19 protein-coding genes, 1 tRNA gene and 1 pseudogene are annotated in these 24,894 nt (G+C 53.5%); 12 read left to right on the forward strand and 9 right to left on the reverse strand.

The window, feature by feature from the left end:
* Positions 1 to 12: 12 nt before the first annotated feature.
* On the forward strand, positions 13 to 2,847 hold the full coding sequence (gene misL, locus OGW44_RS06970) for an intestinal colonization autotransporter adhesin MisL (RefSeq protein WP_185654900.1): 2,835 nt from the start codon (positions 13 to 15) through the stop codon (positions 2,845 to 2,847).
* Between the two features lie 98 nt (positions 2,848 to 2,945).
* Here misL and OGW44_RS06975 read toward each other — a convergent pair whose 3' ends face one another.
* A complete protein-coding gene (locus OGW44_RS06975) occupies positions 2,946 to 3,278 on the reverse strand; it encodes a DUF1493 family protein (RefSeq protein ID WP_075848930.1) in 333 nt (110 codons plus the stop codon).
* A 296-nt stretch (positions 3,279 to 3,574) separates the two neighbouring features.
* Positions 3,575 to 3,865: a SymE family type I addiction module toxin gene (locus tag OGW44_RS06980; RefSeq protein WP_047415746.1), complete on the reverse strand. Its 291-nt coding sequence runs from the start codon at positions 3,863 to 3,865 to the stop codon at positions 3,575 to 3,577.
* A gap of 136 nt (positions 3,866 to 4,001) precedes the next feature.
* On the opposite strand from OGW44_RS06980, the gene OGW44_RS06985 reads away from it, so the two are divergent.
* Positions 4,002 to 4,193, forward strand: coding sequence for a toxin-antitoxin system HicB family antitoxin (locus OGW44_RS06985; protein WP_003844491.1), 192 nt, complete (start codon positions 4,002 to 4,004; stop codon positions 4,191 to 4,193).
* A gap of 70 nt (positions 4,194 to 4,263) precedes the next feature.
* Here OGW44_RS06985 and OGW44_RS25635 read toward each other — a convergent pair.
* A pseudogene (locus tag OGW44_RS25635) lies at positions 4,264 to 4,467 on the reverse strand (DUF6680 family protein); the annotation flags it as partial.
* A gap of 183 nt (positions 4,468 to 4,650) precedes the next feature.
* Positions 4,651 to 4,745 (reverse strand) — tRNA-Sec (locus tag OGW44_RS06990).
* Positions 4,746 to 5,035: 290 nt separating this feature from the next.
* On the opposite strand from OGW44_RS06990, the gene OGW44_RS06995 reads away from it, so the two are divergent.
* The 9 genes from OGW44_RS06995 (at position 5,036) to OGW44_RS07035 (ending at position 15,239) form a co-directional block, all read left to right on the forward strand.
* Positions 5,036 to 6,418 carry a glycoside-pentoside-hexuronide family transporter gene (locus OGW44_RS06995; protein WP_137366935.1) on the forward strand — a complete coding sequence of 461 codons (1,383 nt, stop codon included), beginning with the start codon at positions 5,036 to 5,038 and terminating at the stop codon, positions 6,416 to 6,418.
* 10 nt (positions 6,419 to 6,428) lie between these two features.
* Entirely contained in the window at positions 6,429 to 8,747 is a 2,319-nt protein-coding gene (yicI, locus tag OGW44_RS07000) for an alpha-xylosidase (RefSeq protein ID WP_185654901.1), read from the forward strand.
* 446 nt (positions 8,748 to 9,193) lie between these two features.
* Positions 9,194 to 10,747 (forward strand): BglG family transcription antiterminator, encoded by a 1,554-nt coding sequence (locus tag OGW44_RS07005; protein ID WP_016155015.1) that lies wholly within the window; start codon positions 9,194 to 9,196, stop codon positions 10,745 to 10,747.
* 26 nt (positions 10,748 to 10,773) lie between these two features.
* The gene (locus tag OGW44_RS07010; protein ID WP_003842172.1) at positions 10,774 to 11,244 is read left to right on the forward strand and encodes a PTS sugar transporter subunit IIA; all 471 of its coding nucleotides are present in this window, start codon (positions 10,774 to 10,776) and stop codon (positions 11,242 to 11,244) included.
* 19 nt (positions 11,245 to 11,263) lie between these two features.
* On the forward strand, positions 11,264 to 11,584 hold the full coding sequence (locus tag OGW44_RS07015) for a PTS fructose transporter subunit IIB (RefSeq protein WP_016155014.1): 321 nt from the start codon (positions 11,264 to 11,266) through the stop codon (positions 11,582 to 11,584).
* A gap of 26 nt (positions 11,585 to 11,610) precedes the next feature.
* Entirely contained in the window at positions 11,611 to 12,702 is a 1,092-nt protein-coding gene (locus tag OGW44_RS07020; RefSeq protein WP_016157774.1) for a PTS fructose transporter subunit IIC, read from the forward strand.
* An 11-nt stretch (positions 12,703 to 12,713) separates the two neighbouring features.
* Positions 12,714 to 13,565, forward strand: coding sequence for a class II fructose-bisphosphate aldolase (locus OGW44_RS07025; RefSeq protein ID WP_047415757.1), 852 nt, complete (start codon positions 12,714 to 12,716; stop codon positions 13,563 to 13,565).
* A gap of 80 nt (positions 13,566 to 13,645) precedes the next feature.
* Complete coding sequence (locus tag OGW44_RS07030; RefSeq protein ID WP_185654902.1) at positions 13,646 to 14,506, forward strand: ketose-bisphosphate aldolase; 861 nt, start codon at positions 13,646 to 13,648, stop codon at positions 14,504 to 14,506.
* Positions 14,507 to 14,555: 49 nt separating this feature from the next.
* Positions 14,556 to 15,239 carry a D-lyxose/D-mannose family sugar isomerase gene (locus OGW44_RS07035; RefSeq protein ID WP_185654903.1) on the forward strand — a complete coding sequence of 228 codons (684 nt, stop codon included), beginning with the start codon at positions 14,556 to 14,558 and terminating at the stop codon, positions 15,237 to 15,239.
* A gap of 41 nt (positions 15,240 to 15,280) precedes the next feature.
* On the opposite strand, the gene OGW44_RS07040 is transcribed toward OGW44_RS07035, so the two are convergent.
* Positions 15,281 to 16,990 carry an AsmA family protein gene (locus tag OGW44_RS07040; RefSeq protein ID WP_185654904.1) on the reverse strand — a complete coding sequence of 570 codons (1,710 nt, stop codon included), beginning with the start codon at positions 16,988 to 16,990 and terminating at the stop codon, positions 15,281 to 15,283.
* A 121-nt stretch (positions 16,991 to 17,111) separates the two neighbouring features.
* On the reverse strand, positions 17,112 to 18,503 hold the full coding sequence (gene xanP, locus OGW44_RS07045) for a xanthine/proton symporter XanP (protein ID WP_003024026.1): 1,392 nt from the start codon (positions 18,501 to 18,503) through the stop codon (positions 17,112 to 17,114).
* 225 nt (positions 18,504 to 18,728) lie between these two features.
* Between xanP and gltS the strand changes: the two genes are divergently transcribed.
* Positions 18,729 to 19,934: a sodium/glutamate symporter gene (gene gltS, locus OGW44_RS07050; RefSeq protein WP_016155009.1), complete on the forward strand. Its 1,206-nt coding sequence runs from the start codon at positions 18,729 to 18,731 to the stop codon at positions 19,932 to 19,934.
* Between the two features lie 42 nt (positions 19,935 to 19,976).
* Here gltS and recG read toward each other — a convergent pair whose 3' ends face one another.
* Genes recG through spoT form a run of 3 tightly spaced genes read right to left on the reverse strand, consistent with a single transcriptional unit; the run spans position 19,977 to position 24,878 of the window.
* Positions 19,977 to 22,058, reverse strand: coding sequence for an ATP-dependent DNA helicase RecG (gene recG / locus OGW44_RS07055; protein ID WP_185654905.1), 2,082 nt, complete (start codon positions 22,056 to 22,058; stop codon positions 19,977 to 19,979).
* Positions 22,059 to 22,063: 5 nt separating this feature from the next.
* On the reverse strand, positions 22,064 to 22,753 hold the full coding sequence (gene trmH, locus OGW44_RS07060; RefSeq protein WP_016155007.1) for a tRNA (guanosine(18)-2'-O)-methyltransferase TrmH: 690 nt from the start codon (positions 22,751 to 22,753) through the stop codon (positions 22,064 to 22,066).
* Between the two features lie 10 nt (positions 22,754 to 22,763).
* Positions 22,764 to 24,878, reverse strand: a complete 2,115-nt coding sequence (gene spoT / locus OGW44_RS07065) for a bifunctional GTP diphosphokinase/guanosine-3',5'-bis pyrophosphate 3'-pyrophosphohydrolase (protein ID WP_003024038.1) — start codon at positions 24,876 to 24,878, stop codon at positions 22,764 to 22,766.
* Between the last annotated feature and the right edge of the window lie 16 nt (positions 24,879 to 24,894).

Raw genomic sequence — 24,894 nt, forward strand, 5'->3', positions numbered from 1 at the left:
CAGGAGGCTATTATGAAAAAACCTAAGCATTACTCACGCATTGCGATAGCGGTATCAACCGCGTTAACGTCAATGGTATTTTCAACCCACGCGGCCTGGATTGATATTGATAGTCTTCCTGCCAGTGGATTGGTGAGCAGTCTTTCGCCGGAGTTGCAGGCTTTATTTCCTGCACAGACGAATGACAGTTTCAAAAAAAACAGCGAAACGCCGAATTATGTTTATCAGTGGAGTGCCGGTACCATTCCCGTTTATGGTCATGGATTAACGCTGAATGGGCCAGGAGGAGAAGCCTTCGACCACACCATTACCGTTATTCAGAACAGCGCGACGGGTAGCCCGGGCGTTATTTTCGGTGACGACCTTACGATTCGCACACAGTCAAAGAATGCCGCTAATAATGGTAAAGATGTTGACGGTATCCGCACGCACGGGGCTAATACGCCGGATAATCCAGTCTTTATTATCACCGGGGATCGCACCAGTATTTATGTGGACGGCCAGGATGGTGATGGTATTAACGCCGGATACAACGCCATCGGTCAGGGTGGGATAGGCTCAGCAAACATCTACGTCGGCGACGATCTGTATATTCAAACCACCGGTAACCAGGGACGTGGCATCACCGCCAACGCGTTTAGAGACGCAACGCTTGCCAAAAATACGATTATTGTCGGCGATCGTGCCCACATTGTGACTACCGGTAACAGCTCAGAGGGAATCCGCTCCGGACAGAGCGGGTCCTCAATCCGCCTTGGCAATGACGCCACCATCGAGACATCGGGCACTTCCTCAATAGGGGTCTACGCCGCCTCATCTTCCAAAACGGAACTGGGCAATAACGCCACTATTTCGGTGAGCGGAGCCAGCGCCCATGCGGTCTATTCCTATAATGCGACGGTGAATCTGGGTGATAATGCGACGATTCGTGTTAACAGCATCGATAAAGTTTACTCATTCAGCAAGGCCCCACGCGGCCTGTATGCGATTTCACGCGGCACGGTAAATCTCGGTGGCGGCGCTACTATTGCTATGGCGGGCAATCACAGCAATGAAAGCTATGCCATCAGTACAGAAACGGGCGGCATCGTCGACGGTTCTGCTGGCGGGCGTTTCCTTATCGACGGCGATCTTCACGCCGCCGGTGCTACTGCCGCAAACAACACCCAGCCGCAGCAAAACAGTACCATCAAACTCAATATGACTGACAACTCGTTGTGGAGTGGGGCGTCATACGTCACCAGCGCCACTGCCGGGACGGGGGTTATCTCGCTGCAAATGAGCGATGCGACCTGGAACATGACCAACAGCTCAACGCTCACTGACCTGACTCTGAACGGCGGGTCAGTGGTGAACTTTGGGCATGCTGACGGCGAACCGTGGCAGACGCTTACTATCAATGAAGATTTTACCGGCAACGGCGGAAAACTCGTTTTCAATACCGTCCTGAATGACGATACCTCCGAAACCGACAAGCTGAAAGTGCTCGGCAACACCGCGGGTAACGCATTTGTGGCAGTGAACAATATTGGCGGAACCGGGGCGCAAACCATTGAAGGTATTGAGATCATCGAAGTGGCCGGTAATTCTGACGGTACTTTTGAGAAAGCGGGCCGTATTGTTGCCGGTGCGTACGACTATAACGTGGTGCAAAAGGGCAGCAACTGGTATCTGACCAGCTTTATTCCTGCTCCGCCGGATCCGGAAGAGCCGGACCCCGTCGATCCGGACCCGGTTGACCCTATTGACCCAGATCCCGTTGACCCGGACCCGGTTGACCCTATTGACCCAGGTCCTGTTGACCCGGACCCGGTCGATCCTGTCGACCCGATTATCCCTGAGCCGGAAGAACCTGTTGAGCCCCCTGTCACTGAGCAGCAGTACCGCCCGGAAGCAGGCAGTTATCTGGCGAACAACTACGCTGCTAACACGCTGTTCATGACCCGACTCCACGATCGTCTGGGGGAAACGCAGTACGTCGATATGCTGACGGGCGAGAAAAAAGTCACCAGTCTGTGGATGCGTAACGTCGGGGCACATACCCGCTTCAAAGACGGTAGCGGGCAGTTGAAAACCCAAAGCAACAGCTATGTCCTGCAGTTAGGCGGTGACCTGGCGCAGTGGAGTAGCGACGGTCTCGACCGCTGGCACCTCGGCGCGATGGCTGGTTATGCCAACAGCCAGAACCGCACGCAGTCCAGTCTGACCGGCTACCATTCACGTGGTCAGGTCACTGGTTACAGCGTGGGACTGTACGGCACCTGGTATGCCAATGACGCTGACAAGACCGGCACTTATGTAGACACCTGGGTGCTGTACAACTGGTTTGATAACAAGGTGATGGGTCAGGAGCAGGCGACGGAGAAATATAAATCCAGCGGGATCACCGCTTCTGTTGAAGCCGGTTACAGCTTCAAACTGGGTGAAAACGAGCGCAACAGCTATTGGCTGCAACCGAAAGCTCAGGTGGTGTGGATGGACGTGCAGGCCGACAGCCACCGCGAAGCGAACGGCACCCGCGTGAAGGACAACACCGATGGCAACCTGATGACCCGTCTGGGGGTAAAAGCCTTTATCAACGGTCACAACGCCATCGACGACGGTAAATCTCGTGAGTTCCAGCCGTTTGTTGAAGCCAACTGGATCCACAACACGCAGACGACTCGCGTGAAGATGGACGATGTGAGCAACGACATGCGTGGCACCAAGAACATTGGCGAGCTGAAAGTCGGTGTTGAAGGTCAAATCACTCCGCGCCTCAACGTGTGGAGCAACGTGGCCCAACAGGTTGGTGACAAAGGCTACAGCGATACCCGCGGTATGCTGGGCGTGAAATATAACTTCTGACGTAGTTGCAGGTAATGGAAAAGCCGCTGATTAATGGGTCAGCGGCTTTATTTTTTGTGGAAGCGGTAGGTCGGATAAATGGCATCCGTCAATAAGGTTCAGTCATAAAGCCATTTACCCGCTTTTGCAGACTCTGCCAGCATGCGGAGTGTTAATGGCTGTGGCTCATCGTCATCTCTGCTACAGGTAAACATTGCATAAAGTATGAATGTCTCAATAGGCCAATATTTATAGAAATCGAAATTGGCGCAATCAACATTGAAAGTTGCAAAGTAAGTATCCATGATGTCTGCACCCGTTTCACTGGCCCACACATAATCTCCCGTTGAAAGGCTGGTATCGAGAGTGACTGGCCAACGCTTTTTAAAGAATAAGCTGGGTTTATTAAATGTTTCATCGTACCAGGCGATGATATCATCATCACTTACCATAGCTTATCTTTACCTCTGACGTCTTTGAGACAGAGGTAAACAGTAATTGCCATTTTAACAACTCATTTTGTTGAAAAATAATATATGAGGGTTTTTACGATTGGTTTGCAATAGTGAAAACATTAATAATAGAGAAAAATAAATAAATCATTCCACAGTTAAATTTAAAATAGCCATATATAATTAGGATGATTGGTTATGGAAGAGTGATTCATTTTGAAAGTAGGCCGGATAAGCGTTAGCGCCATCCGGCACCTGGTAAACCTATAAGTAACGCTTACAGGTTCAGTTATATGTTACTGAAGAGTCGCCAGCGTGCTCCCAATTCTATTCAGCTTCTGATTTGCCTCTTTCAACTCATCCTGCAACCGTTGCTCCTGCTCACCATAGACCATCAGGACGATGCAGCCATTCATCACTTTTACGGTAATCTGTTGCCCGGTATCAAACCCCGCTTCGCGTAGCCACTTGCCGGAAAGAATAATTTTGGGTGTGGATTTGTCGAAAACATTCGGGCGATATCCCACAATTACCGAACGCTCGGTTCCAGATTGGTCGGTGTCTGGGGTAGAATGCGAATCAGCCATAATCAACTCCTTGATAGTTGGTGAGGTTAGCTCTCGTCGGGTACTGCGAATACCGGGCGAGAGCGTTTATGAGTCAGGTCGTCAGATATAAAGGTACGTACCTGATTGGTGGTATACTGCTCTTGTAGGTACGTACATGTCAACAGCTAAACGCGACCCAAATCAGTCTAAATCCGGAAAAGCACCAACTTTCCAGATTCGTATCACACCCGAGTTAAAGGCGCAGTTCGAGGCTGCGGCAAAGGCAGAGGGGATGAGTTTGGGGAATTGGCTCAAAACCTTGGGGAGAAATGAATTACGTAAATTAGGTATTGAGCCAGAAATGTAGGTTAGTTCTATTAAGAATTTTGAGCGTCAGAGGGTTCGGGAAAAGAAACTACATCCATTTTCAATGCTGTTTAACCAGAGAAAATTGAAGCCATCCCTTTGCGAATTTTTAGATTATCTAAATTTATTTGCCCGTGAGCAACAGCTATATAAATAGTATTCTGCAAATGAACTCGATCAAAATCGTAGCCTATATCTTTAGCCATAACAGAAAGTAAATTCGCAAAAAGTCTATGGCTAGTCTGATCCCATATCGTGTTACCACTCTCACTTTCTGGAAAGTGTGTGCATAAAGGAGTGTTTTTCGATAAGTTTTTGTACTCGGACTGCGAGCAAAGGACTTAAAAGTGTAGCAAAACAGTAGCGGCAGTTAGTGCTAAATTTATTGTCTTTTCCTTAATTCTGAAGGTTATGACAATTGAGACGAAATAAAATCTTTGAGGATGATATGAGCATTTTGGCGGAAGATCACAGGAGTCGAACCTGCCCGGGAACGCTGGCGTCCCCAACTGGATTTGAAGTCCAGCCACCTCACCGGAGATGACGATCTTCCGCGCCTCGATTGCTACATGGAGGCGGGGCGCATTATAGCTACTTCCAAACGTTTCCACACCCCCTCACTCACTTTTTTAACTTCCGTTTCTCTATACCATGACCAGTTTCAAATAAATCCCCGCAAAATCCATTACTTACACTTAGACACATTTTTAGACGCTACGCTGATCACAGAAAACAAGAATCGTAATTTGATAACGAGATATCGGAATACCCGCGCTCACAGGGATGGTTTACAAGAACTGTAACCGGTATCAGGGCGTGTGAAAGTGCTAACAAGGATGCGTAATGAAAAGTGAAATTCTGTCTGTTAAAGAGAAGATTGGCTACGGAATGGGCGATGCGGCTAGCCACATTATCTTCGATAACGTCATGTTATATATGATGTTCTTCTATACCGATATTTTTGGTATCCCAGCCGGATTTGTCGGCACCATGTTCTTACTGGCCCGCGCGCTGGATGCCATCTCAGACCCTTGTATGGGGTTGCTGGCTGACCGTACCCGTTCGCGCTGGGGGAAATTCCGCCCATGGGTGTTGTTTGGCGCACTGCCGTTTGGTCTGGTTTGCGTGCTGGCCTACAGCACGCCGGATCTCAGCCTGAACGGCAAAATGATTTATGCCGCAATCACCTACACGCTGCTGACCCTGCTTTATACCGTGGTCAATATTCCCTACTGCGCGCTGGGCGGCGTGATCACTAATGACCCAACGCAGCGTATCTCCCTGCAATCATGGCGCTTTGTGCTGGCGACGGCGGGCGGCATGCTCTCCACCGTGCTGATGATGCCGCTGGTGAATCTGATTGGTGGCGAGGATAAAGCGTTCGGCTTTCAAGGCGGGATTGCGGTGCTCTCCGTGGTGGCGTTCCTGATGCTGGCGTTCTGCTTCTTCACTACCAAAGAACGCGTGGAAGCGCCGCCGAGCACCACCTCTATGCGTGAAGACCTGCGCGACATCTGGCAAAACGACCAATGGCGCATCGTCGGCCTGCTGACCATCCTCAATATTCTGGCCGTCTGCGTTCGTGGCGGGGCGATGATGTATTACGTCACCTGGATTTTGGGTAAGCCGGAGGTGTTTGTCGCCTTTCTCACCGCCTATTGCGTCGGCAACCTGATCGGCTCTGCGCTGGCAAAACCGCTGACCGACTGGAAATGCAAAGTCAGCGTCTTCTGGTGGACCAACGCTGCGCTGGCGGTGGCGAGCATGGCGATGTTCTTTGTGCCGATGCACGCCAGCATCACCATGTTTATCTTTATTTTTGTCATTGGTGTACTGCACCAGCTCGTTACGCCAATCCAGTGGGTAATGATGTCCGACACCGTTGATTACGGCGAATGGTGCAACGGTAAACGCCTGACGGGGATCAGCTTTGCGGGCACGTTGTTCGTGCTCAAGCTGGGTCTGGCGCTCGGCGGGGCGCTGATCGGCTGGATGCTGGCGGGCGGTGGCTACGACGCCGCCGCGAAAACCCAGAACAGCGCCACCATTAGCATCATCATCGCCCTGTTCACCATTGTCCCGGCGATTTGTTACCTGCTGAGTGCCGTGATTGCCAAACGCTTCTATACCCTGAAAACGCCGTATCTGACGGAAATTATGAGCCAGCTGGCTCAGGGCGCGCGCCGCAACCAGCAGGATTTCACGACGAAAGAATTACAGAACTAAGGAACTGACGATGAAAATTAGCGATGGAAACTGGCTGACCCAACCTGGCCTGAATTTAATACACCCAATTCAGGTGTTCGACGTTGAACAGCAGGGTAACGAGATGATTGTCTACGTTGCGCCGCGCGACGTGCGTGAACGTACCTGGCAACTGGATACCCCACTCTTCACCTTACGCTTTTTCTCGCCGCAGGAAGGTGTGGTGGGCGTACGTATGGAACACTTCCAGGGCGCGCTGGATACCGGCCCGCATTACCCGCTGAACGTGTTGCAGGACGTCAATGTTGAGATGCGAAACACCGCTGAATTTGCCGAACTGAAGAGCGGCAATCTGAGCGTTCGGGTGACCAAAGGTGAGTTCTGGTCGCTGGATTTCCTGCGTAATGGTGAACGTATTACCGGCAGTCAGCTAAAGAATAGCGGTTACGTGCAGGATACCCACAGCGGGCGTAACTATATGTTTGAGCGTCTGGATTTGGGCGTGGGGGAAACGGTGTACGGGCTGGGCGAGCGTTTTACCGCGTTGGTACGTAACGGCCAGACGGTGGAAACCTGGAACCGCGATGGCGGTACCAGTACCGAGCAGTCTTACAAGAACATCCCGTTTTATCTCACCAACCGCGGCTACGGCGTGCTGGTGAACCATCCGCAGTGCGTGTCGTTTGAAATCGGCTCTGAGAAAGTGTCGAAAGTGCAGTTCAGCGTTGAAAGCGAGTATCTGGAATATTTCGTCATCGACGGCCCAACGCCGAAGGCGGTGCTGGATCGCTATACCCGCTTTACCGGCCGTCCGGCGTTGCCGCCAGCCTGGTCGTTCGGTCTGTGGCTGACCACGTCATTCACCACCAATTACGACGAAGCGACGGTGAACAGCTTTATCGACGGCATGGCCGAGCGCAATCTGCCACTGCACGTCTTTCACTTCGACTGTTTCTGGATGAAGGCCTTCCAGTGGTGCGACTTTGAGTGGGACCCGGTGACCTTCCCGGACCCGGAAGGTATGATCCGCCGCCTGAAAGAGAAAGGGCTGAAGGTGTGCGTATGGATAAACCCCTACATCGGTCAGAAATCCCCGCTGTTCAATGAACTGAAAGCGAAAGGGTATCTGCTCAAGCGCCCGGACGGTTCCCTGTGGCAATGGGATAAATGGCAGCCGGGCCTGGCGATTTATGACTTCACTAATCCACAAGCCTGCGAGTGGTATGCCAACAAGCTGAAAGGTCTGGTGGATATCGGCGTTGACTGCTTCAAAACTGACTTTGGCGAACGCATCCCCACGGATGTGCAGTGGTTTGACGGTGCCGATCCGCAGAAGATGCACAACCATTATGCGTACATCTACAACGAACTGGTGTGGAACGTGCTGAAAGAAACCGTCGGTGAAGAAGAGGCGGTGCTGTTCGCCCGTTCGGCCTCCGTGGGCGCACAGCAGTTTCCTGTGCACTGGGGCGGCGACTGCTACGCCAACTATGAATCGATGGCGGAAAGCCTGCGCGGTGGCTTGTCTATTGGCCTGTCCGGCTTTGGCTTCTGGAGCCACGATATCGGCGGCTTTGAGAATACTGCTCCGGCGCACGTCTACAAGCGCTGGTGTGCGTTTGGGCTGCTCTCCAGCCACAGCCGCCTGCATGGCAGTAAATCCTATCGTGTGCCATGGGCGTACGATGACGAATCCTGCGATGTGGTGCGCTACTTCACCGAACAGAAATGCCGCATGATGCCGTACCTGTATCGTGAAGCAGCGCGCGCTAATGCGCAGGGCACCCCGATGATGCGCGCGATGATGCTGGAGTTCCCGGACGATCCGGCGTGTGATTATCTCGACCGCCAGTACATGCTGGGCGATAGCGTGATGGTCGCGCCGGTGTTTAGCGAGGCGGGCGATGTGCAGTTCTACCTGCCGGAAGGACGCTGGACGCATCTGTGGCGTAATGATGAGGTGTCTGGTAGCCGCTGGCATAAACAGCAGCATGACTTCCTGAGTCTGCCGGTTTATGTGCGTGACAATACCCTGCTGGCGCTGGGTAGCAATAACCAGAAGCCGGACTACGCCTGGCACGAAGGGACAGCGTTCCAGCTGTTCCATCTGCAGGAGGGGCGGGAAGCACTCTGTGAAGTTCCGGCTGCTGACGGCTCGGTTATCTTCACGCTGAAGGCGACGCGTGTAGGTAATACCATCACTGTGAAAGGGAATGGTGAGGCACGTAACTGGACGTTGTGCCTGCGAAATATTCAGAAAATTGGCGGCATTAAATGCGGGTCGCATATGGGCAGCGAGCTGGGTGTAGTTATTACTCCACAGGGCAGTGAGCTGACGATTACCTTGTAAGCATGTGTCGACGTGGTGCCGGATGCGTCTTATCCGGCCTACGCTGCGAGCAGCGTTCCAGATCTGAAAATCAAAAACATCCCGACTTAAATTTTTACCTCCCCATATTTGCGAGCGCTATCACTCTAATTCCCGCGAAAAATGTGATCTGCGCCGTAAATATCTCACTATTTCCTCTTTTTGTCTTATTTCTGTCCGGAATACAGGACACGATTTAGTATTGTTGGCGCATCGTAGTCCTCTTATATTTATCATCACGGATTACACGTGGAGCATAAATGCTTCTTTATTACCTAAATAATTCGAGTTGCAGGAAGGCGGCGACGCAGCGAATCCCCTGAGCGTACATAAGTACGTGACAGGGGTGAGCGAGGAAAGCCAACGCACATGCAGCTTGAAGTATGACGGGTATAGATATTTAATCTGGTATGTAATAAGGGTAAATAATGCAAATGATTACCTCGCGACAAAACAGATTATTAAAGTTTCTTCTGTCCCGGAAGGAATATGTTACGCTGCTAAAAATTGCCGAATATTTATCTGTTTCAGAGAAGACCGTCCAGCGCGATCTGCGGTTACTGGAACAATGGTTATCGGAATGGAAAATATCTATCGATAAACGTGCCGGTGCGGGCGTGATATTAAGTGCCGATAACATTACTGACCTTTTATATCTGGATCAGTTATTAGGGTCGGAGGGTGATGATGCTGACGGCATGATGAATAATTCACGGCGGGTTAAGATAGCCTCGCAATTATTAAGTGAAACGCCGCATGAAACATCGATCAATAAATTATCCGAACGTTATTTTATTAGTAGTGCATCGATTGTTAACGATCTGAAAGTGATTGAATCGTGGATTACCCCGCTGGGCCTGTCGCTGATTCGCAGCCAGAGCGGCACACACATTGAAGGCAGCGAGAGCGGGGTGCGCCAGGCGATGGCGTCGCTGATTAACGGTGTGATTAACCATAATGAACCTGGAAGCGTGATTTATTCACGACTTGATCCGGGCAGTTATAAAGCGTTAGTGCATTACTTTGGCGAAGAAGACGTTTTATTTGTCCAGACGCTGTTGCAGGAAATGGAGAACGATCTGTGCTGGTCGCTGGGCGAGCCTTATTACGTCAATATCTTTACTCATATTCTGATCATGATGTACCGCATTACGCGGGGCAATGCGCTACCGAGAAAAGAAGAAAGCATCACGTCATGTGATGAGAACATCTTTTCCATTGCCAGTCGCATGATTCAGCATATCGAAAAACGCATTGCCCACCCGCTGCCGGAAGACGAAGTCTGGTTTATTTATCAATATATTATCTCCTCCGGTATGGTGATTGAAGAGCATAACGATGTGAGCGTGATTGGCCATATGCACTCCAGCGACGAAGCACGCTTGATCACCCATCGGCTGATTGCCACCTTCGCCGAAATGGTTGACTGCGATCTTAGCCAGGACACTGCGCTGTATGACGGATTGCTGATCCATATTAAGCCGCTGATTAACCGCCTCAACTACCAGATCCGCATTCGTAATCCGCTGCTGGAGGACATTAAAGGCGAGTTGCAGGACGTCTGGCGTCTGACTCAGTGTGCGGTGAATCGGGTGTTTAGCGGCTGGGGCGAACGGGCCGTGTCGGATGATGAGGTGGGATATTTAACCGTGCATTTTCAGGCCGCGATGGAGCGTCAGATAGCGCGTAAACGTGTGCTGCTGGTCTGCTCAACCGGTATCGGCACCTCTCACTTACTCAAAAGCCGCATTCTGCGCGCCTTTCCGGACTGGACCATCGTCGGCGTGGTGTCGGCAGGCAGCTTGCCCTCCGTCCTGACGGACGATATTGAACTGGTGGTATCGACGATCAATTTACCTGCCGTTGCCATGCCGGTCGTGTATGTCACCGCCTTCTTCAATGATGCGGATATTAAGCGGGTAACAGAAACGGTTATTACGGAAAAATTACATCGGGCGACGTCGCTGGTCGTTGAAAATTAATGTCTGAACTCCATGAGGTATGATTTATGGACATCACGAAAATACTCAATACAAATCGCGTTATTTTGGACATGAAGGCCACAAACAAAACGGAGGTTATTGAGGAACTGACAGATATTCTGCAAAAAGATGGGGCAATTAGCTGTCGGGAAACGTTTATTCAGGATGTCTGGCAGCGTGAATCAGAAGGCTCGACCGGCTTCGAAAATCATATTGCGATTCCGCACGGGAAATCCTCGGCGGTGGTCAATACCACGCTGGCGATTGGGCGTACCCGCCAGGATATTCCCTGGGAAACCCTGGACGGCAGCAACGTGCGCTGCATCATTCTGTTTGCCGTACGCCTTGAAGATCAAAACACTACCCATATTCGTCTGCTTTCGCAGGTTGCCGGCGCGTTGGCTGATGACGACATTATTGAACAACTGTTAGTCGAAAGCAGTCCACAGAAAATTATTGAGCTTTTTAGCCAATATGCTGAATCCAATGTCTGCTAAATAAAACGTGGAGCATGTTATGAATATTGTTTGTGTTGCCGCCTGTACGGCGGGTATTGCGCACACCTATATTGCCCGTGAGAAGTTAATTAAAGGTGCTAAAGCGCTTGGTCATAATATAAGAGTAGAAACCCAGGGGACTATCGGCACGGAAAACGAACTGCTGACAGAGGACATTTCTGCTGCTGATGTCGTGATTCTTGCTGTGGATGTAAAAATAAAAGGGGAGGAACGATTTTTAAATAAACGTATTGTGCGAGTGAAAACTGAAATTGTCATAAAGTCGCCCATTCAGTTTCTTGAAAAGGTCGAAAAATCATTAGTTAATAATAACCAGTAGCGATCCCCATTCTGGAGGGATTTCACATGAGTGAAAATAAAATTCCGCTATCTCAGGAAATAAAAAGACATTTATTAACGGGGATTTCGTGGATGATCCCGTTAATTGTTGCCGCCGGGATCTGTATTGCTCTCGGGCAAATACTTGGCGGCACTAACGTGGGTGAAAAAACAGGAACCATCCCCTGGATGCTCAACCAGATTGGCGGTTGGGGGATGGGGTTAATCGTACCGCTGATTAGCGCGGCGATTGCGTACTCTATTGCTGACCGCCCCGGATTCGCACCGGGTCTGATTGTCGGCTTTGTCTGCGGTGAAATTCATACCGGTTTTATCGGCGGGATGCTGGGCGGTTTTCTGGTCGGTTATACCGTCCTGCTGCTCAAGCGCTATATCCGTTTGCCGCAGTCGATGCAGGGGTTGATGCCCATCATGGTGCTGCCGGTACTGAGTACCGTCATTGGTGGCCTGTTGATGATGACGCTCATTGGCAAACCGATAGCCTGGCTGCAGGACGCGTTGATTCATCTGCTGGAGTCCATGCAGGGCGGGTCACGCTTTTTAATGGGGGCCATCCTTGGCGCAATGGCGACATTCGACTTTGGCGGACCGGTGAATAAAACCATGTCGCTATTTGCTGACGGCATGTTAGTCAGCGGCGTGTACGGTCCGGAAGCGGTGAAGTTTGTCGGTTCGATAATCCCTCCGTTCGGCATTACGCTCTCCTTTTTGCTGACGCGTCACAAGTACACCCGTGCGGAGCGCGAGGCGCTGAAAGCGGCATTCCCGATGGGGATCTGCATGATTACCGAAGGGGTCATTCCCATTGCGGCGCGCGACCTGCTGCGCGTGGTGGGGTCCTGCGTGGTGGCCTCGGCGATAGCGGGCGGTCTGATTATGGTGTGGGGCGTCGAAAGCCCGGTACCGCACGGCGGCATGTTCGTGGTCCCGCTCTTTACGCATCCGCTGCTTTTTTGCCTGGCGCTGGGGATCGGCACGGTGATTTGCGGCGTCATGCTGTCGTTGTGGAAGAAACCGGTGACCGAACGTGACGAAGAGTTTGATGAACTTAGCGATCAAAAGCTGAAAGACGAAGAGATCACCTTCACCCTGGAATAACCGGAGGCCGTATGTTTGCCGATATGAAAAGCATGGTGACGAAAGCCTGGCGCGAGCAGTACGCGCTGCTGGCCATCAACTGTATGAACCTGGAAAGCGCCCGTGCGGCGGTGCGGGTGGCTGAGAAACACCGTGCGCCCATCATTCTGAATCTGTATCAGGGGCATCTGGGCCATTTTCCTGCACCGATAGCGGTGGCGGTCGTCAAAACGCTGGCAGAGGAAGCGTCGGTACCGGTCGCGCTGGCGCTGGATCATGGAAAGGACCCAGTGCGCATTCGCCAGGCTTTTCGCGCCGGATTCAGCGGGTTAATGATCGACGCCTCCGCTTTTGCGCTGGAGGAGAACATTCGCCAGACCCGGGCGGTGGTTGAGCTCGCGACCAGCGTTTCTCTGTGCGTGGAAGGTGAGCTGGGGCATCTGGCCGACGCCCCGCGCTATGATCACGCAGCTAACGCTGATTTGATGACCCAGGCCGCCGATGTGGAGCCCTTTATCCAACAGACCGGTATCGATTTACTGGCGGTCTCGGTCGGCACGGCACATGGCATGTACGCGCCCGGTGTCATACCCGCCATTGATTTCCAGCGACTGGAGGAAATTGCCCGTTTATCAACGGTGCCGCTGGCACTGCATGGCGGCAGCGGGACGCCGTTTGACCAGCTACAGCGCTGCCCGACGTTTGGCGTCGCCAAGATAAACGTTGGTGCGGCGGTTTTCGAAGCTGGAAAGGCTGCGCTGCTGCATACCCTGTGTCGCGACACATCCGGTGAACTCGTTGATGCCCTGGCCCTGATGGAGCAGGCCTGCGAGGAAGCCATTATTCCGTACCTGCAGGCCAGCGGCGCTATCGACAAAGCCTGATTCATTTTCTGTAACGCCTTCTATGCCTCTGCGACGACGCACTGGCAGGGCTTTCTACACCCTGAAACTGGAGAATTAACATGTTAGTTTCGATGAAAGAATTACTGCAACCTACCCGTCAGCACGGTTTTGCCATCGGCGCATTCAACGTGGCGGACAGCTGCTTTGTACGTGCAGTAGTGGAAGAAGCGGAAGCAACCAATACCCCGGCGATTATCTCCATTCACCCCAGCGAACATGATTTTGTAGGCGATGCGTTTTTTAGCTACGTCCGTGATATCACTCTGCGCAGCCCGGTTCCCTTTACTCTGCATCTGGACCACGGCGCTTCGGTCGAGCATGTCCTGCGGGCGATTCAGTGTGGGTTTACCTCGGTGATGATTGATGGCTCGCTGTTGCCGTATGAAGAGAACGTGGCGCTGACCCGCGAAGTGGTCAAGCTGGCGCATGCGGTAGGCGTTTCGGTGGAAGGGGAACTGGGTACGATTGGTCAAACCGGGACGTCAGTGGAAGGCGGCGTATCGAAGGTCACTTATACCGATCCTGATCAGGCACAGGATTTTATCGCCCGTACCGGCGCGGACACGCTGGCGGTGGCGATTGGAACCGCACACGGCATCTACCCGAAAGGGATGCAGCCAGAGCTGCAAATGCACATCCTGCGCGAGATTGCCGGGCGATTAGACATTCCGCTGGTGCTGCACGGAGGTTCCGCGAACCCGGATGCGGAAATTGCCGAATCCGTTACGCTGGGCGTTGGCAAAATCAACATTTCCAGCGATATGAAATACGCTTACTTCCAGAAAGTCCGCGAAATCCTGGCGAAAGAAACCTGGTGGGACCCGAACGTTATTTACCCGGAAGCCATTAGCGCCGCGCGAGATGTGATCCGTCACAAAATGAAACTGTTCGGCTCAACCGGCAAAGCGTCACTTTACTAACAGCATACAGGCGGGGTGACCCGCCTTTTTCGCAACAAGGAAAAGTGGAATGAAGCGTTCACACATTAATTATGCCGTCGATAAAGCGCATGCCATCGCCGAGACTTTTCGGGTTTGCCTGCCTGACTTTGCGTATTTTACGGCTGATGCCTGGCGGCAACAGGATCACACTCTGTGGCGTGAAGTGCTCGATCTCCAACTGGGCTGGGATATAACCGACTTTGGGCGCGGAGATTTTGCGCAAACGGGGCTGACGTTACTGACGTTGCGCAATGGTCAGTTAGGGTCAGCCAGCTACCCCAAACCGTACGCCGAAAAGATGCTGCAGATTCAGCAGGATCAGCAGACGCCATGGCATTTTCATCGCCATAAAATGGAAGATATCGTTAACCGCGGCGGCGGTGATTTATGTATGCAGTTGGCGTGGGCTACGCCCGATGACGGGTATAATGCCCGGCGCATTGTTGAGGTTAGCGTCGATGGTCAGCGGCGTTCCGTTGACGCTGGCGAGACGCTGGTATTGAAACCGGGGCAGGGGGTATGCCTGCCGCCGCGGTTGTATCATCGCTTTTGGGCGGAGAAAGCGTTCGTGCTGGGCTGGGAGATCTCGATGGTCAATGACGACCTGTATGACAATCACTTCCTTGAGCCAGGCGGTCGCTTCCCGGCGATAGAAGAGGACGAGCCGGTGAAGTGGCTGTTGTGCAGTGAATATGCGCGCTTACAGCGATAAACGGCGACCCGGCAGGCAAAGCGCCGTCGGGCCGTCAGATTTTACTGCGCAGCGGGTGGGGCGGTAACTTCACTACCGGATACCACGCCCGCCTGCATGGTTTGCGTTACCTGCTGTTTCTCCACGTTCACCGCATGCAACTGGCCGCTGACCGTTGGCTTGAGTGGCGCATCGGCTTGAATATTGCCGCTGGCGGTAAGCTGGATGTTACCGTCGCCGGAAAGCGGCAGTGCGGGCCATCCCCACTGCTGCAGAATCGTCATTGGCACGCCGCGCCCGTTCAGGCTGACCTGAGTTTGACGCTGAGGCAACTGTGAAATACTGGCAGTGGCCTCCAGCAACCCTTTTTCCGTATAGGCGCTTAGTTCGCTGATATTGATGGTGCTGCTGTTCGCCGTCAGCGCCAGCGAAGGACGACGCACGTCGGTGCGGTTAAAGGTGCCGGCAGCGGCGTTGAGGTTAGCGTTCCCGCTCCAGATCCCCCACTGATTGTTCTGCACCAGCCCGAGGTTAGCACCGTAGCCGTCCAGCGCGGTGAGCTGCCATGGGAAGCTCGGGTCGATATCAATCACCAGATTACGGCTGGCGCTGAATTTCTTCAGCGTCAGGCTGGCTAGCCAGGCTGGTAGAGGTTTCATCCACAGCTGTTTCCAGTTTTCCGGCAGCGTGTACTCCAGACCGGCAATGGCGGCATCATCGAGGACCAGCGCTTTGTTGTTGCGCTGCCAGTTTCCGGATGTTCTGACCATTCCCCCTTCCCAGCGGGTGGTGAACTGACGCAGCGCTATGCCCTGCGGCGAGAACTCGGCGTTCATAATCGGATCGAAAAAGTGCAGAGAGCCGTAGATAAACTCGCTGGCGTTCATCGACAGTTTTCCTTCCTGAGTTTGCCAGTCGTCCTTGCTGAAGGTCATGTTGCGCAAGCTCAGATCGAGATCCGTCACCGCCCAGTCAGGGCCTTGCAGACGGGCATCTGTTACTTCCAGACGACCAATTTGCAGGGAAGGAATAGTGCTTAACGGAGCAAAAAACTCGGCCAGCGATTTATCGCTTTGCAGCCGAATATCGTTCAGGCGCAGATTCTCCACTACCCAACTACCGTCGGCATTGCGTTGTGCCACGCCGGTTAATGCGCCACGCGCCACGTCTGCGCCAATATTGCTCAGCGTCACACGGTCATGGTCAATACTGCCTTCAATCAATACGTTGGTCGTCGGGACGTCGTTCAGCGTCAACGAACTGGCGCTGAGCTGAATTTGCGCTTTACTCCCGAGAATTTTACCCGCCTCAGGACTCCAGGGAATGACTCCGCCGTTAACGCGCTGCGCGCTCAGGGTCCACTCGCTACCGGGACTGTTAAGCGCCATATCTTGCAATTGCAGGCGATCGGCCTGGAACGGCAGCGGCGCAGTTTGCTGGGAAAGATTCAGCGTGCCGTTTTGCAAAAGAATGGTGTCTACGTGCAGCGGGTCGGTGATTTGGCGGCTGCTCAGTCCAATATCGACCGTTTTGGCGACCAGCGTTGCGGGCTGACCATCCCGGCCAAAGGTGACGTTTTCCAGCAGAATATGGGAAGGAGAAGAAAACCGGTGATCGATGGCATCAAATGCCAGATGGTAGCTGCTGTTCTGCGAAACCCAGACGCTGACGTGCTCTGCGCCCCAGCGGGTTTGCAGTAGAAAATATAAGCCGAGGATCGCCACTGCAAGGGCGATCAGCACGTAAAGAAGCAGCTTTCCAATAAATTTCATGGTCTTCCATCCCGCGAAGTGCACATAGTCAAGTTATGCACGATTTAGGCGCAATGCTCAAGGCGGGAATGGTGAAAGAGCGTTACAGCGGCGTTGATTCAGAATCAACGCCGCATTTTGCTTATTGCTTCTCTGGTGGGAACACCAGATTCAGAACGATAGCGGTAATACCGCCTGCGGCAATGCCGGAAGAGAGCAGGTTTTTCACCCAGTCAGGAGCGAACTGCAGGATCAGCGGCTGCTGGGAAACGCCGAGGCCGACGGCCAGCGACAGCGCGATAATCAGAATTGCGCGGCGGTTCAGCGGTTCGCGGGATACGATACGCACGCCGGATGCCGCGATAGTACCGAACATCACCAGCGTTGCGCCGCCGAGTACCGGTTCAGGAATATGCTGTACAAAACCGCTGACCGCCGGGAACAGGCCCAACGCGATCAGCATCAGCGCAACCACAAAACCAACGTAGCGGCTGGCAACGCCCGTTAACTGAATAACCCCGTTGTTTTGTCCAAAACAGGAGTTCGGGAAGGTGTTGAATACGGCTGAAACAAACGAGTTCAGACCGTTCGCCAGTACGCCGCCTTTCAGGCGTTTCATGTACAGCGGACCAGAAACGGGCTGCTCGGAGACATCGGAGGTGGCCGTAATATCACCGATGGTTTCCAGCGAGGTAATCATAAACACCAGCATCAGCGGCAGCAGTAAGCTCCAGTCGATACCCAGGCCATAATACAACGGCGTTGGCACCATCAGCAGGTCCTGACTTACCGGCGCGGTATTTTGCGGCAGCATATCCATAAACCACGCCAACAGGTAACCTGCCGCCATCGCAATAACCAGTGACGCAACGCGCAGGTACGGGTTGCGCTGGCGGTTAAGCAGGATAATCAGCGCCAGCACGACGCCTGCCAGCAGTAAATTCTTTGGCGCGCCAAAGGTGTTGTCGCTCATTGCCGCATAGCCGCCGCCAATCGACGTCAGCCCCACCTGAATCAGCGACAGGCCGATAATCATCACCACCACGCCTGAGACCAGCGGAGTAATGATACGACGCGCCAGATGCAGTACGCGTGAGATAACCATCTCAGTGCAGCTTGCCAGCATCAGTGTACCGAACAGCGCCGCCATCATGGTTGGGACGTCTGCACCACCGGTTTTTAGCGCTGTACCGCCCATAATCAGTGGCGCAACAAAGTTAAAGCTGGTGCCCTGAATGGATAATAGCCCTGAGCCGACCGGCCCCCAAGCTTTGATCTGAATGATAGAAGCCACGCCGGAAGCGAACAGCGACATACTGATTATGTGTTGAGTATCCTGAGCCGGTAAACCGAGCGCCTGACAAATTAACAGCGCTGGGGTGATTACCGCGACGAACATGGCCAGCAGGTGCTGACAGGCGGCAAACAGGGTCTGGGCTAGTGGGGGGCGATCTTCAAGACGGTAAATCAGTTCACTGTTGTGAGTCTGCGCAACCGGTTGCGCATTTGTTGACTCTACGGCGTTAACGGACATCAGAGGCAATCCCATGGTGGAAAAGCGATGATTTTATCTGACCATGGCGGAAATGCAAACGTTTGCTACCAGGTGTTCTTAATATTTAAAACGGATAAACAAACATTTTTATATAACATTTCATGATTTTCTGCTTAAAATCCACACCGAAAACTCAATAAGAGCTAAAAATCGGTCTGGAATGCATCGTGCGTGATTGTGCTAAACGCACTAATGGAGTTGTAAATGTTTTATCTCGATACGTTATCAACGCTGGTTGCGGCAACCCTTGTGTTGCTGCTGGGACGTAAGCTCGTCCAGTCTGTTTCCTTCCTGAAAAAATACACCATTCCCGAACCTGTAGCTGGCGGATTGCTGGTGGCGATTGCGCTGTTGGTGCTGAAAAAAAGCATGGGTTGGGAAGTGAACTTCGACATGACCCTGCGCGATCCGCTGATGCTGGCATTCTTCGCCACTATCGGCCTGAACGCCAATATCGCTAGCCTGCGCGCGGGTGGCCGCGTGGTGGGTATCTTTCTGATTGTGGTTGTTGGCCTGCTGCTGATGCAAAACGCCATCGGTATTGGTATGGCGACTCTGCTGGGTCTGGATCCGCTGATGGGGCTGATCGCCGGTTCGATAACCCTCTCTGGTGGGCATGGAACCGGGGCCGCATGGAGCAAACTGTTTATTGAGCGCTATGGTTTCGCTAATGCGACTGAAGTGGCGATGGCTTGCGCAACGTTTGGCCTGGTGCTGGGCGGATTGATTGGCGGCCCGGTGGCCCGCTATCTGGTCAAACACTCTACCACGCCAGACGGCATGCCGGACGATCAGGCTGTGCCTACCGCATTTGAAAAGCCGGATGTCGGACGCATAATCACTTCGCTGGTGCTGATTGAAACCATTGCGCTGATCGCCATCTGTCTGACGGTGGGTAAAATCGTTGCACAAATGTTGGTCGGAACGGTGCTGGAACTGCCGACTTTCGTCTGCGTGCTGTTTGTTGGGGTGATCCTCAGTAACGGCCTGGCGTTAATGGGTTTTTATCGGGTGTTCGAGCGCGCGGTTTCGGTGTTGGGTAACGTTAGCCTGTCGCTGTTCCTGGCGATGGCGCTAATGAGTCTGAAGCTGTGGGAGCTGGCTTCTCTGGCCCTGCCGATGCTGGCAATCCTGGTTGTGCAGACCATTTTCATGGCGCTGTACGCGATATTCGTCACCTGGCGCATGATGGGTAAGAACTACGATGCCGCCGTGCTGGCAGCCGGACACTGCGGTTTTGGCCTCGGTGCGACACCCACGGCGATTGCCAACATGCAGGCAATTACAGAACGTTTTGGACCATCCCATATGGCGTTTCTGGTGGTGCCGATGGTGGGGGCGTTCTTTATCGATATCGTCAATGCGCTGGTGATTAAGCTGTATCTGCTGCTGCCGATTTTTGCGCAATAATGTCTGTGCGGCGGAGTCACATCCGCCGCCGCTATGAATCGACTATGCGTTGGAGTAGCGCTCGGTTTCCGGCATCCAGCGTTCAATCAGCGCCACAGCCTGTTGCGGGTAACGTTCGTGAATATGACGGGCAATGCGCTGAACTTCCGGGATAATCGCCTGATCGCGCAGCAAATCTGCGACTTTGAATTCTGCCGTTCCGGTCTGGCGCGTACCCAACAGCTCGCCGGGCCCGCGGATCTCTAAATCTTTTTGCGCGATCACGAATCCGTCGTTGCTGTCGCGCAGAACTTGCAGGCGTTTTTGCGCGGTTTTTGACAGCGGCGATTTGTAGAGCAGGACGCAGTGGGAGGCCACCGCGCCACGACCTACGCGACCACGTAGCTGGTGCAACTGCGCCAGGCCCAAGCGCTCCGGGTTTTCAATAATCATCAGGCTGGCGTTAGGTACGTCTACGCCCACTTCAATCACCGTGGTGGCAACCAGCAGCTGCAATTCGCCCTGCTTAAAGGCCGCCATTACCGACTGCTTCTCTGCGGGCTTCATACGGCCGTGTACCAGGCCAATATTCAGCTCTGGCAGCACCAGTTTAAGCTCTTCCCACGTGGCTTCAGCCGCCTGAGCTTCTAACAAATCAGACTCTTCAATCAGCGTGCAGACCCAGTACGCCTGGCGCCCTTCATGGGTACAAGCGTTGCGCACGCGGTCAATAATATCGCTGCGGCGGGTATCCGGAATCGCCACCGTGGTGACCGGCGTACGCCCCGGAGGGAGTTCGTCAATGACCGACGTGTCGAGATCGGCATAGGCGGTCATTGCCAGCGTGCGCGGGATTGGGGTGGCGGTCATGATTAGCTGGTGTGGATGGAAACCCTGCTGCTGACCTTTCCCCCACAGCGCCAGGCGCTGATGTACGCCAAAACGGTGCTGTTCGTCGATGATAACCAGTGCCAGTCCGTTGAACTGCACCTGTTCCTGGAAAATTGCGTGCGTGCCGACAATCATCTGCACCTCACCGCTGGCGATAGCTTCCTGCTGTGCCTGGCGCGCTTTGCCTTTCTGTTTACCTGCCAGCCAGCCAACTTCAATACCCAGTGGCGCGAACCAGTTGCGGAAGTTATTGGCGTGCTGTTCAGCCAGCAATTCGGTAGGGGCCATCAGTGCAACTTGCTTACCATGTGCGATGGCACGTAGGGCGGCCAGCGCCGCAACCAGCGTTTTGCCGGAGCCGACATCGCCCTGCACCAGACGCATCATGGGGACATCCAGTGCCATATCGCGTTCGATCTCAGCGGTAACGCGGGCCTGGGCGCCGGTGGGTTTAAACGGTAGAGCCGCCAGCAGCTTATCTTTCAGCGCGTTGTTTGCGATCAGCGGCTGGGCGTGGAAACGTTGCGCCCCGGCGCGTAGTGCCAGCATGCTGAGGTTATGCGCCAGCAATTCTTCCAGAATCAGACGTCGCTGTGCTGGATGCTGACCGGTTTCCAGATCGCTCAACTGCAGTGACGGCGGTGGACGGTGCAATGTGCGCAGAGCTTCTGGCAGGCTCATCATACCTTGCAACAACTCTGGCGGCAGCAGTTCGGCAATAGCGCAGGTATCGAGCAGGTCCAGCGCTTGATCGGTCAGTTTGCGCAGCGTGGCCTGCTTCACGCCTTCGGTGGTTGGATACACCGGTGTGAGCGTTTCCTGCAATTCCGGCGTGCTGAGATCGCCCTGCACGCGATACTCCGGGTGGATCATCTCTGCGCCGTATTTTCCGCGTTTGGCTTCGCCATAGGCCAGCACCCGGCGACCGGTGGCGAGACTATTTTTCATTGCGGCGCTGAAGTTGAAAAAGCGCATGGTGAGAATGCCGGAGCCATCACTGATCTGACAGGTCATCATCCGGCGTCCGCCGAAGGTGATATTGCAGTTCAGCACTTCGCCTTCTACGGTGGCGTAAACGCCCGGCAGCAGTTCGCCAATCGGGTACAGGTGCGTGCGGTCTTCGTAACGCAGAGGGAGGTGGAGCAGAAGGTCCTGCACGGTGTGCAGGCCAATTTTCGCCAGTTTACTGCTTTGCGCTGCGCCAACGCCGGTCAGAGAATTGAGTGGGATGGCATCCAGTAAACGGCCTTTCATCGCGTTTATCTCGCAGATTGCATAGTGGCCCACCACGTTGCATCGGCTTCAATTTCGCCCTGCGTGTTTACGTGGGGGTAGGGAAGACCTTTGCGCTTAGCGACATTCGCCAGCACCGGATAACCGCCTTCAAACAGCAAACGCTGCTGCTCATCTTGCGCCAGCATGCTGTTTTCTCGTCGGTACATGCCGGCGTTTTGCCGCTGGCGCTGTGCTTCGTACAGAATCAGCGCGGAGGCGACCGAAACGTTCAGCGACTGCACCATGCCAGTCATGGGAATGATGATGTCCTGATCCGCCAGATCCAACGCTTCCTGAGTGATGCCGGTTTTCTCCTGGCCCATCAGGATGCAGGTGGGGCGCGTGTAATCAATCTCGCGAAAATCCACGGCTTTATCTGACAGATGTGTTGCCAGAACCTGCATACCCTGGCTTTTTAAATGTGTGACAGCATCGCCAATAGTGCGGTGAGTCTTCACCTGAACCCAACTGTTGCTGCCTGCGGCAGAAGAGGCCATGGTGCGCATACGGCTACCAGGCCAGACGGCGTGGACTTCATGCACGCCGACCGCGTCTGCAGTACGAATGATTGCAGAAACGTTATGAGGTTTGTGGACCTGCTCCATGCAGACGGTCAGATCGGGCTGACGACGTGCGAGCATCTCGCAAATACGTGCATAACGTTGAGTATTCATAAAACGTGTTCTAGTTACGGTTACGGGTGACTTTTATCACGTCTGGCATGACGCGGATTTTGCGCATGATATTCGCCAGGTGCACGCGATCGCGAGCGGTCAGGCGAATAAAGGCGCTATAGACGCGGCCATCTTTCTCTTCCGTATTCAGACTTTGAATGTTGGAGGTGGTCGTGTTGATTGCCGCCGTCAGGTTTGCCAGAGCACCCTGGTGGTTAAACATATCCACCTTAATCTCGGTGATGAACTCCTGCTCTGTCTCTTTATCCCATTCCACCGCCATAAACTTCTCTGGCTCTTTTTGATAGCCACGAATGTTACGGCAGGATTCATGGTGAATCACCAGACCTTTACCCGGACTGACGTGGGCAATGATTGGATCGCCAGGAATCGGACGACAGCATTTCGCGAAGGTGATCAGCACGCCATCTGCGCCTTTGATCGGCAGATGACCGTGGCCAGATTGCGCTGGCACGTTTGCCGTTGCTTCGCCCTGCTGGAGGTTTTTCGCTACCACCACGCTCATGGCGTTACCCAGACCGATTTCCGCGAGCAGATCGTCAAGCGTGGCGAGCTTCATGCGCTCAAGCTCACGCTGGATGCTCTCTGGCGGGATCTCAGCCAGTTTACGGCTACCGCCTAAGGCATGGTTGAGCAGTCGACGACCCAGACTGACGGAATCATCGCGCTTGAGGTTTTTCAGCAGTTGGCGAATTTTGGCGCGCGCTTTCGAACTGACGACGAAGTTGAGCCACGCTGCATTCGGACGGGCGCCCGGAGCGGTAATAATCTCAACGGTCTGTCCGCTAAAGAGCGGCTGCGAAAGTGGGTAAGGTTGTCTGTCGACGCGTGCGCCGACGCAGGCGTGACCGATATCGGTATGCACGGCGTAGGCGAAGTCGACAGGCGTTGCACCGGCAGGCAGTTCGACAATGCGCCCTTCCGGTGTGAAAACATAAATCTCATCCGGGAAGAGATCAGATTTGACGCTTTCAATAAATTCAAACGAGCTACCGGCGCTCTGCTGCAGTTCCAGCAGGCTTTGCATCCAGCGTTGAGCGCGGATTTGTGCGGTGGTGCTGCTTTCGCCGCCGTGCTCTTTGTAAGCCCAGTGCGCTGCTACACCCATTTCTGCCATCTGGTCCATGTCTTCGGTACGAATCTGTACTTCAACCGGGACGCCGTGAGGGCCGATCATTGAGGTGTGCAAAGACTGATATCCGTTCGCTTTCGGAATGGCGATATAGTCTTTCACGCGACCAGGACGAGGTTTGTACAGGCTGTGCATCTGGCCGAGTACGCGATAACAGGTATCGGAATCATGAACGATAACGCGAAAAGCGTAGATATCCATGATGGAGTGAAAACGCTGCTCTTTGAGCACCATTTTGCAGTAAATAGAGTACAGGTGCTTCTCGCGGCCACTTACGCGACACGGAATGCCTGCCTCCTGTAAACGCCCTTCGATTTCCGAGAGGATTTTTTGGATCATCTCTTTGCGGTTGCCACGAGCGGCTTTAACCACTTCTTTAATCACGCGATAGCGGTTCGGGTACAGCGCTTCAAAACCCAGCTCTTCCAGCTCGGTTTTAATGTGATGAATACCTAAACGGTGTGCCAGCGGACTATAGATTTCGAGGGTTTCACGGGCGATGCGGCGACGCTTGTCCGGGCGTAATGAGCCCAGCGTGCGCATGTTGTGGGTACGGTCAGCGAGTTTGATGAGAATGACGCGGATATCCTGCACCATCGCCATAATCATCTTGCGAAAGTTTTCGGCTTGCGCCTCTTTCTTATCGCGAAACTTAAGCTTATCAAGTTTCGACACCCCTTCTACCAGTTCAGCAACGCTTTTACCAAAAAGCTGTTCCATGTCCTGGTAGGTGGCAGGGGTATCTTCAATCACGTCATGCAGCAGCGCAGCCATCAGCGTTTCATAGTCGAGTTTCATCTCGGCCAGAATGCAGGCTACCGCTACCGGGTGCGTGATATAGGGTTCACCGCTTGAACGTGTCTGGCCCTCGTGAGCGTCACGTGCAACGAGATACGCCTGCCGAAGACGCTTAATCTGGTCTTCAGGCAGGTAGTTTTGAATCAGTTGATTCAGGCTTTCAAACAGATACAAGGGCGACCCGCTTTGT

Source organism: Citrobacter sp. Cb023 (assembly GCF_030336805.1).
Taxonomy (GTDB): domain Bacteria; phylum Pseudomonadota; class Gammaproteobacteria; order Enterobacterales; family Enterobacteriaceae; genus Citrobacter; species Citrobacter braakii.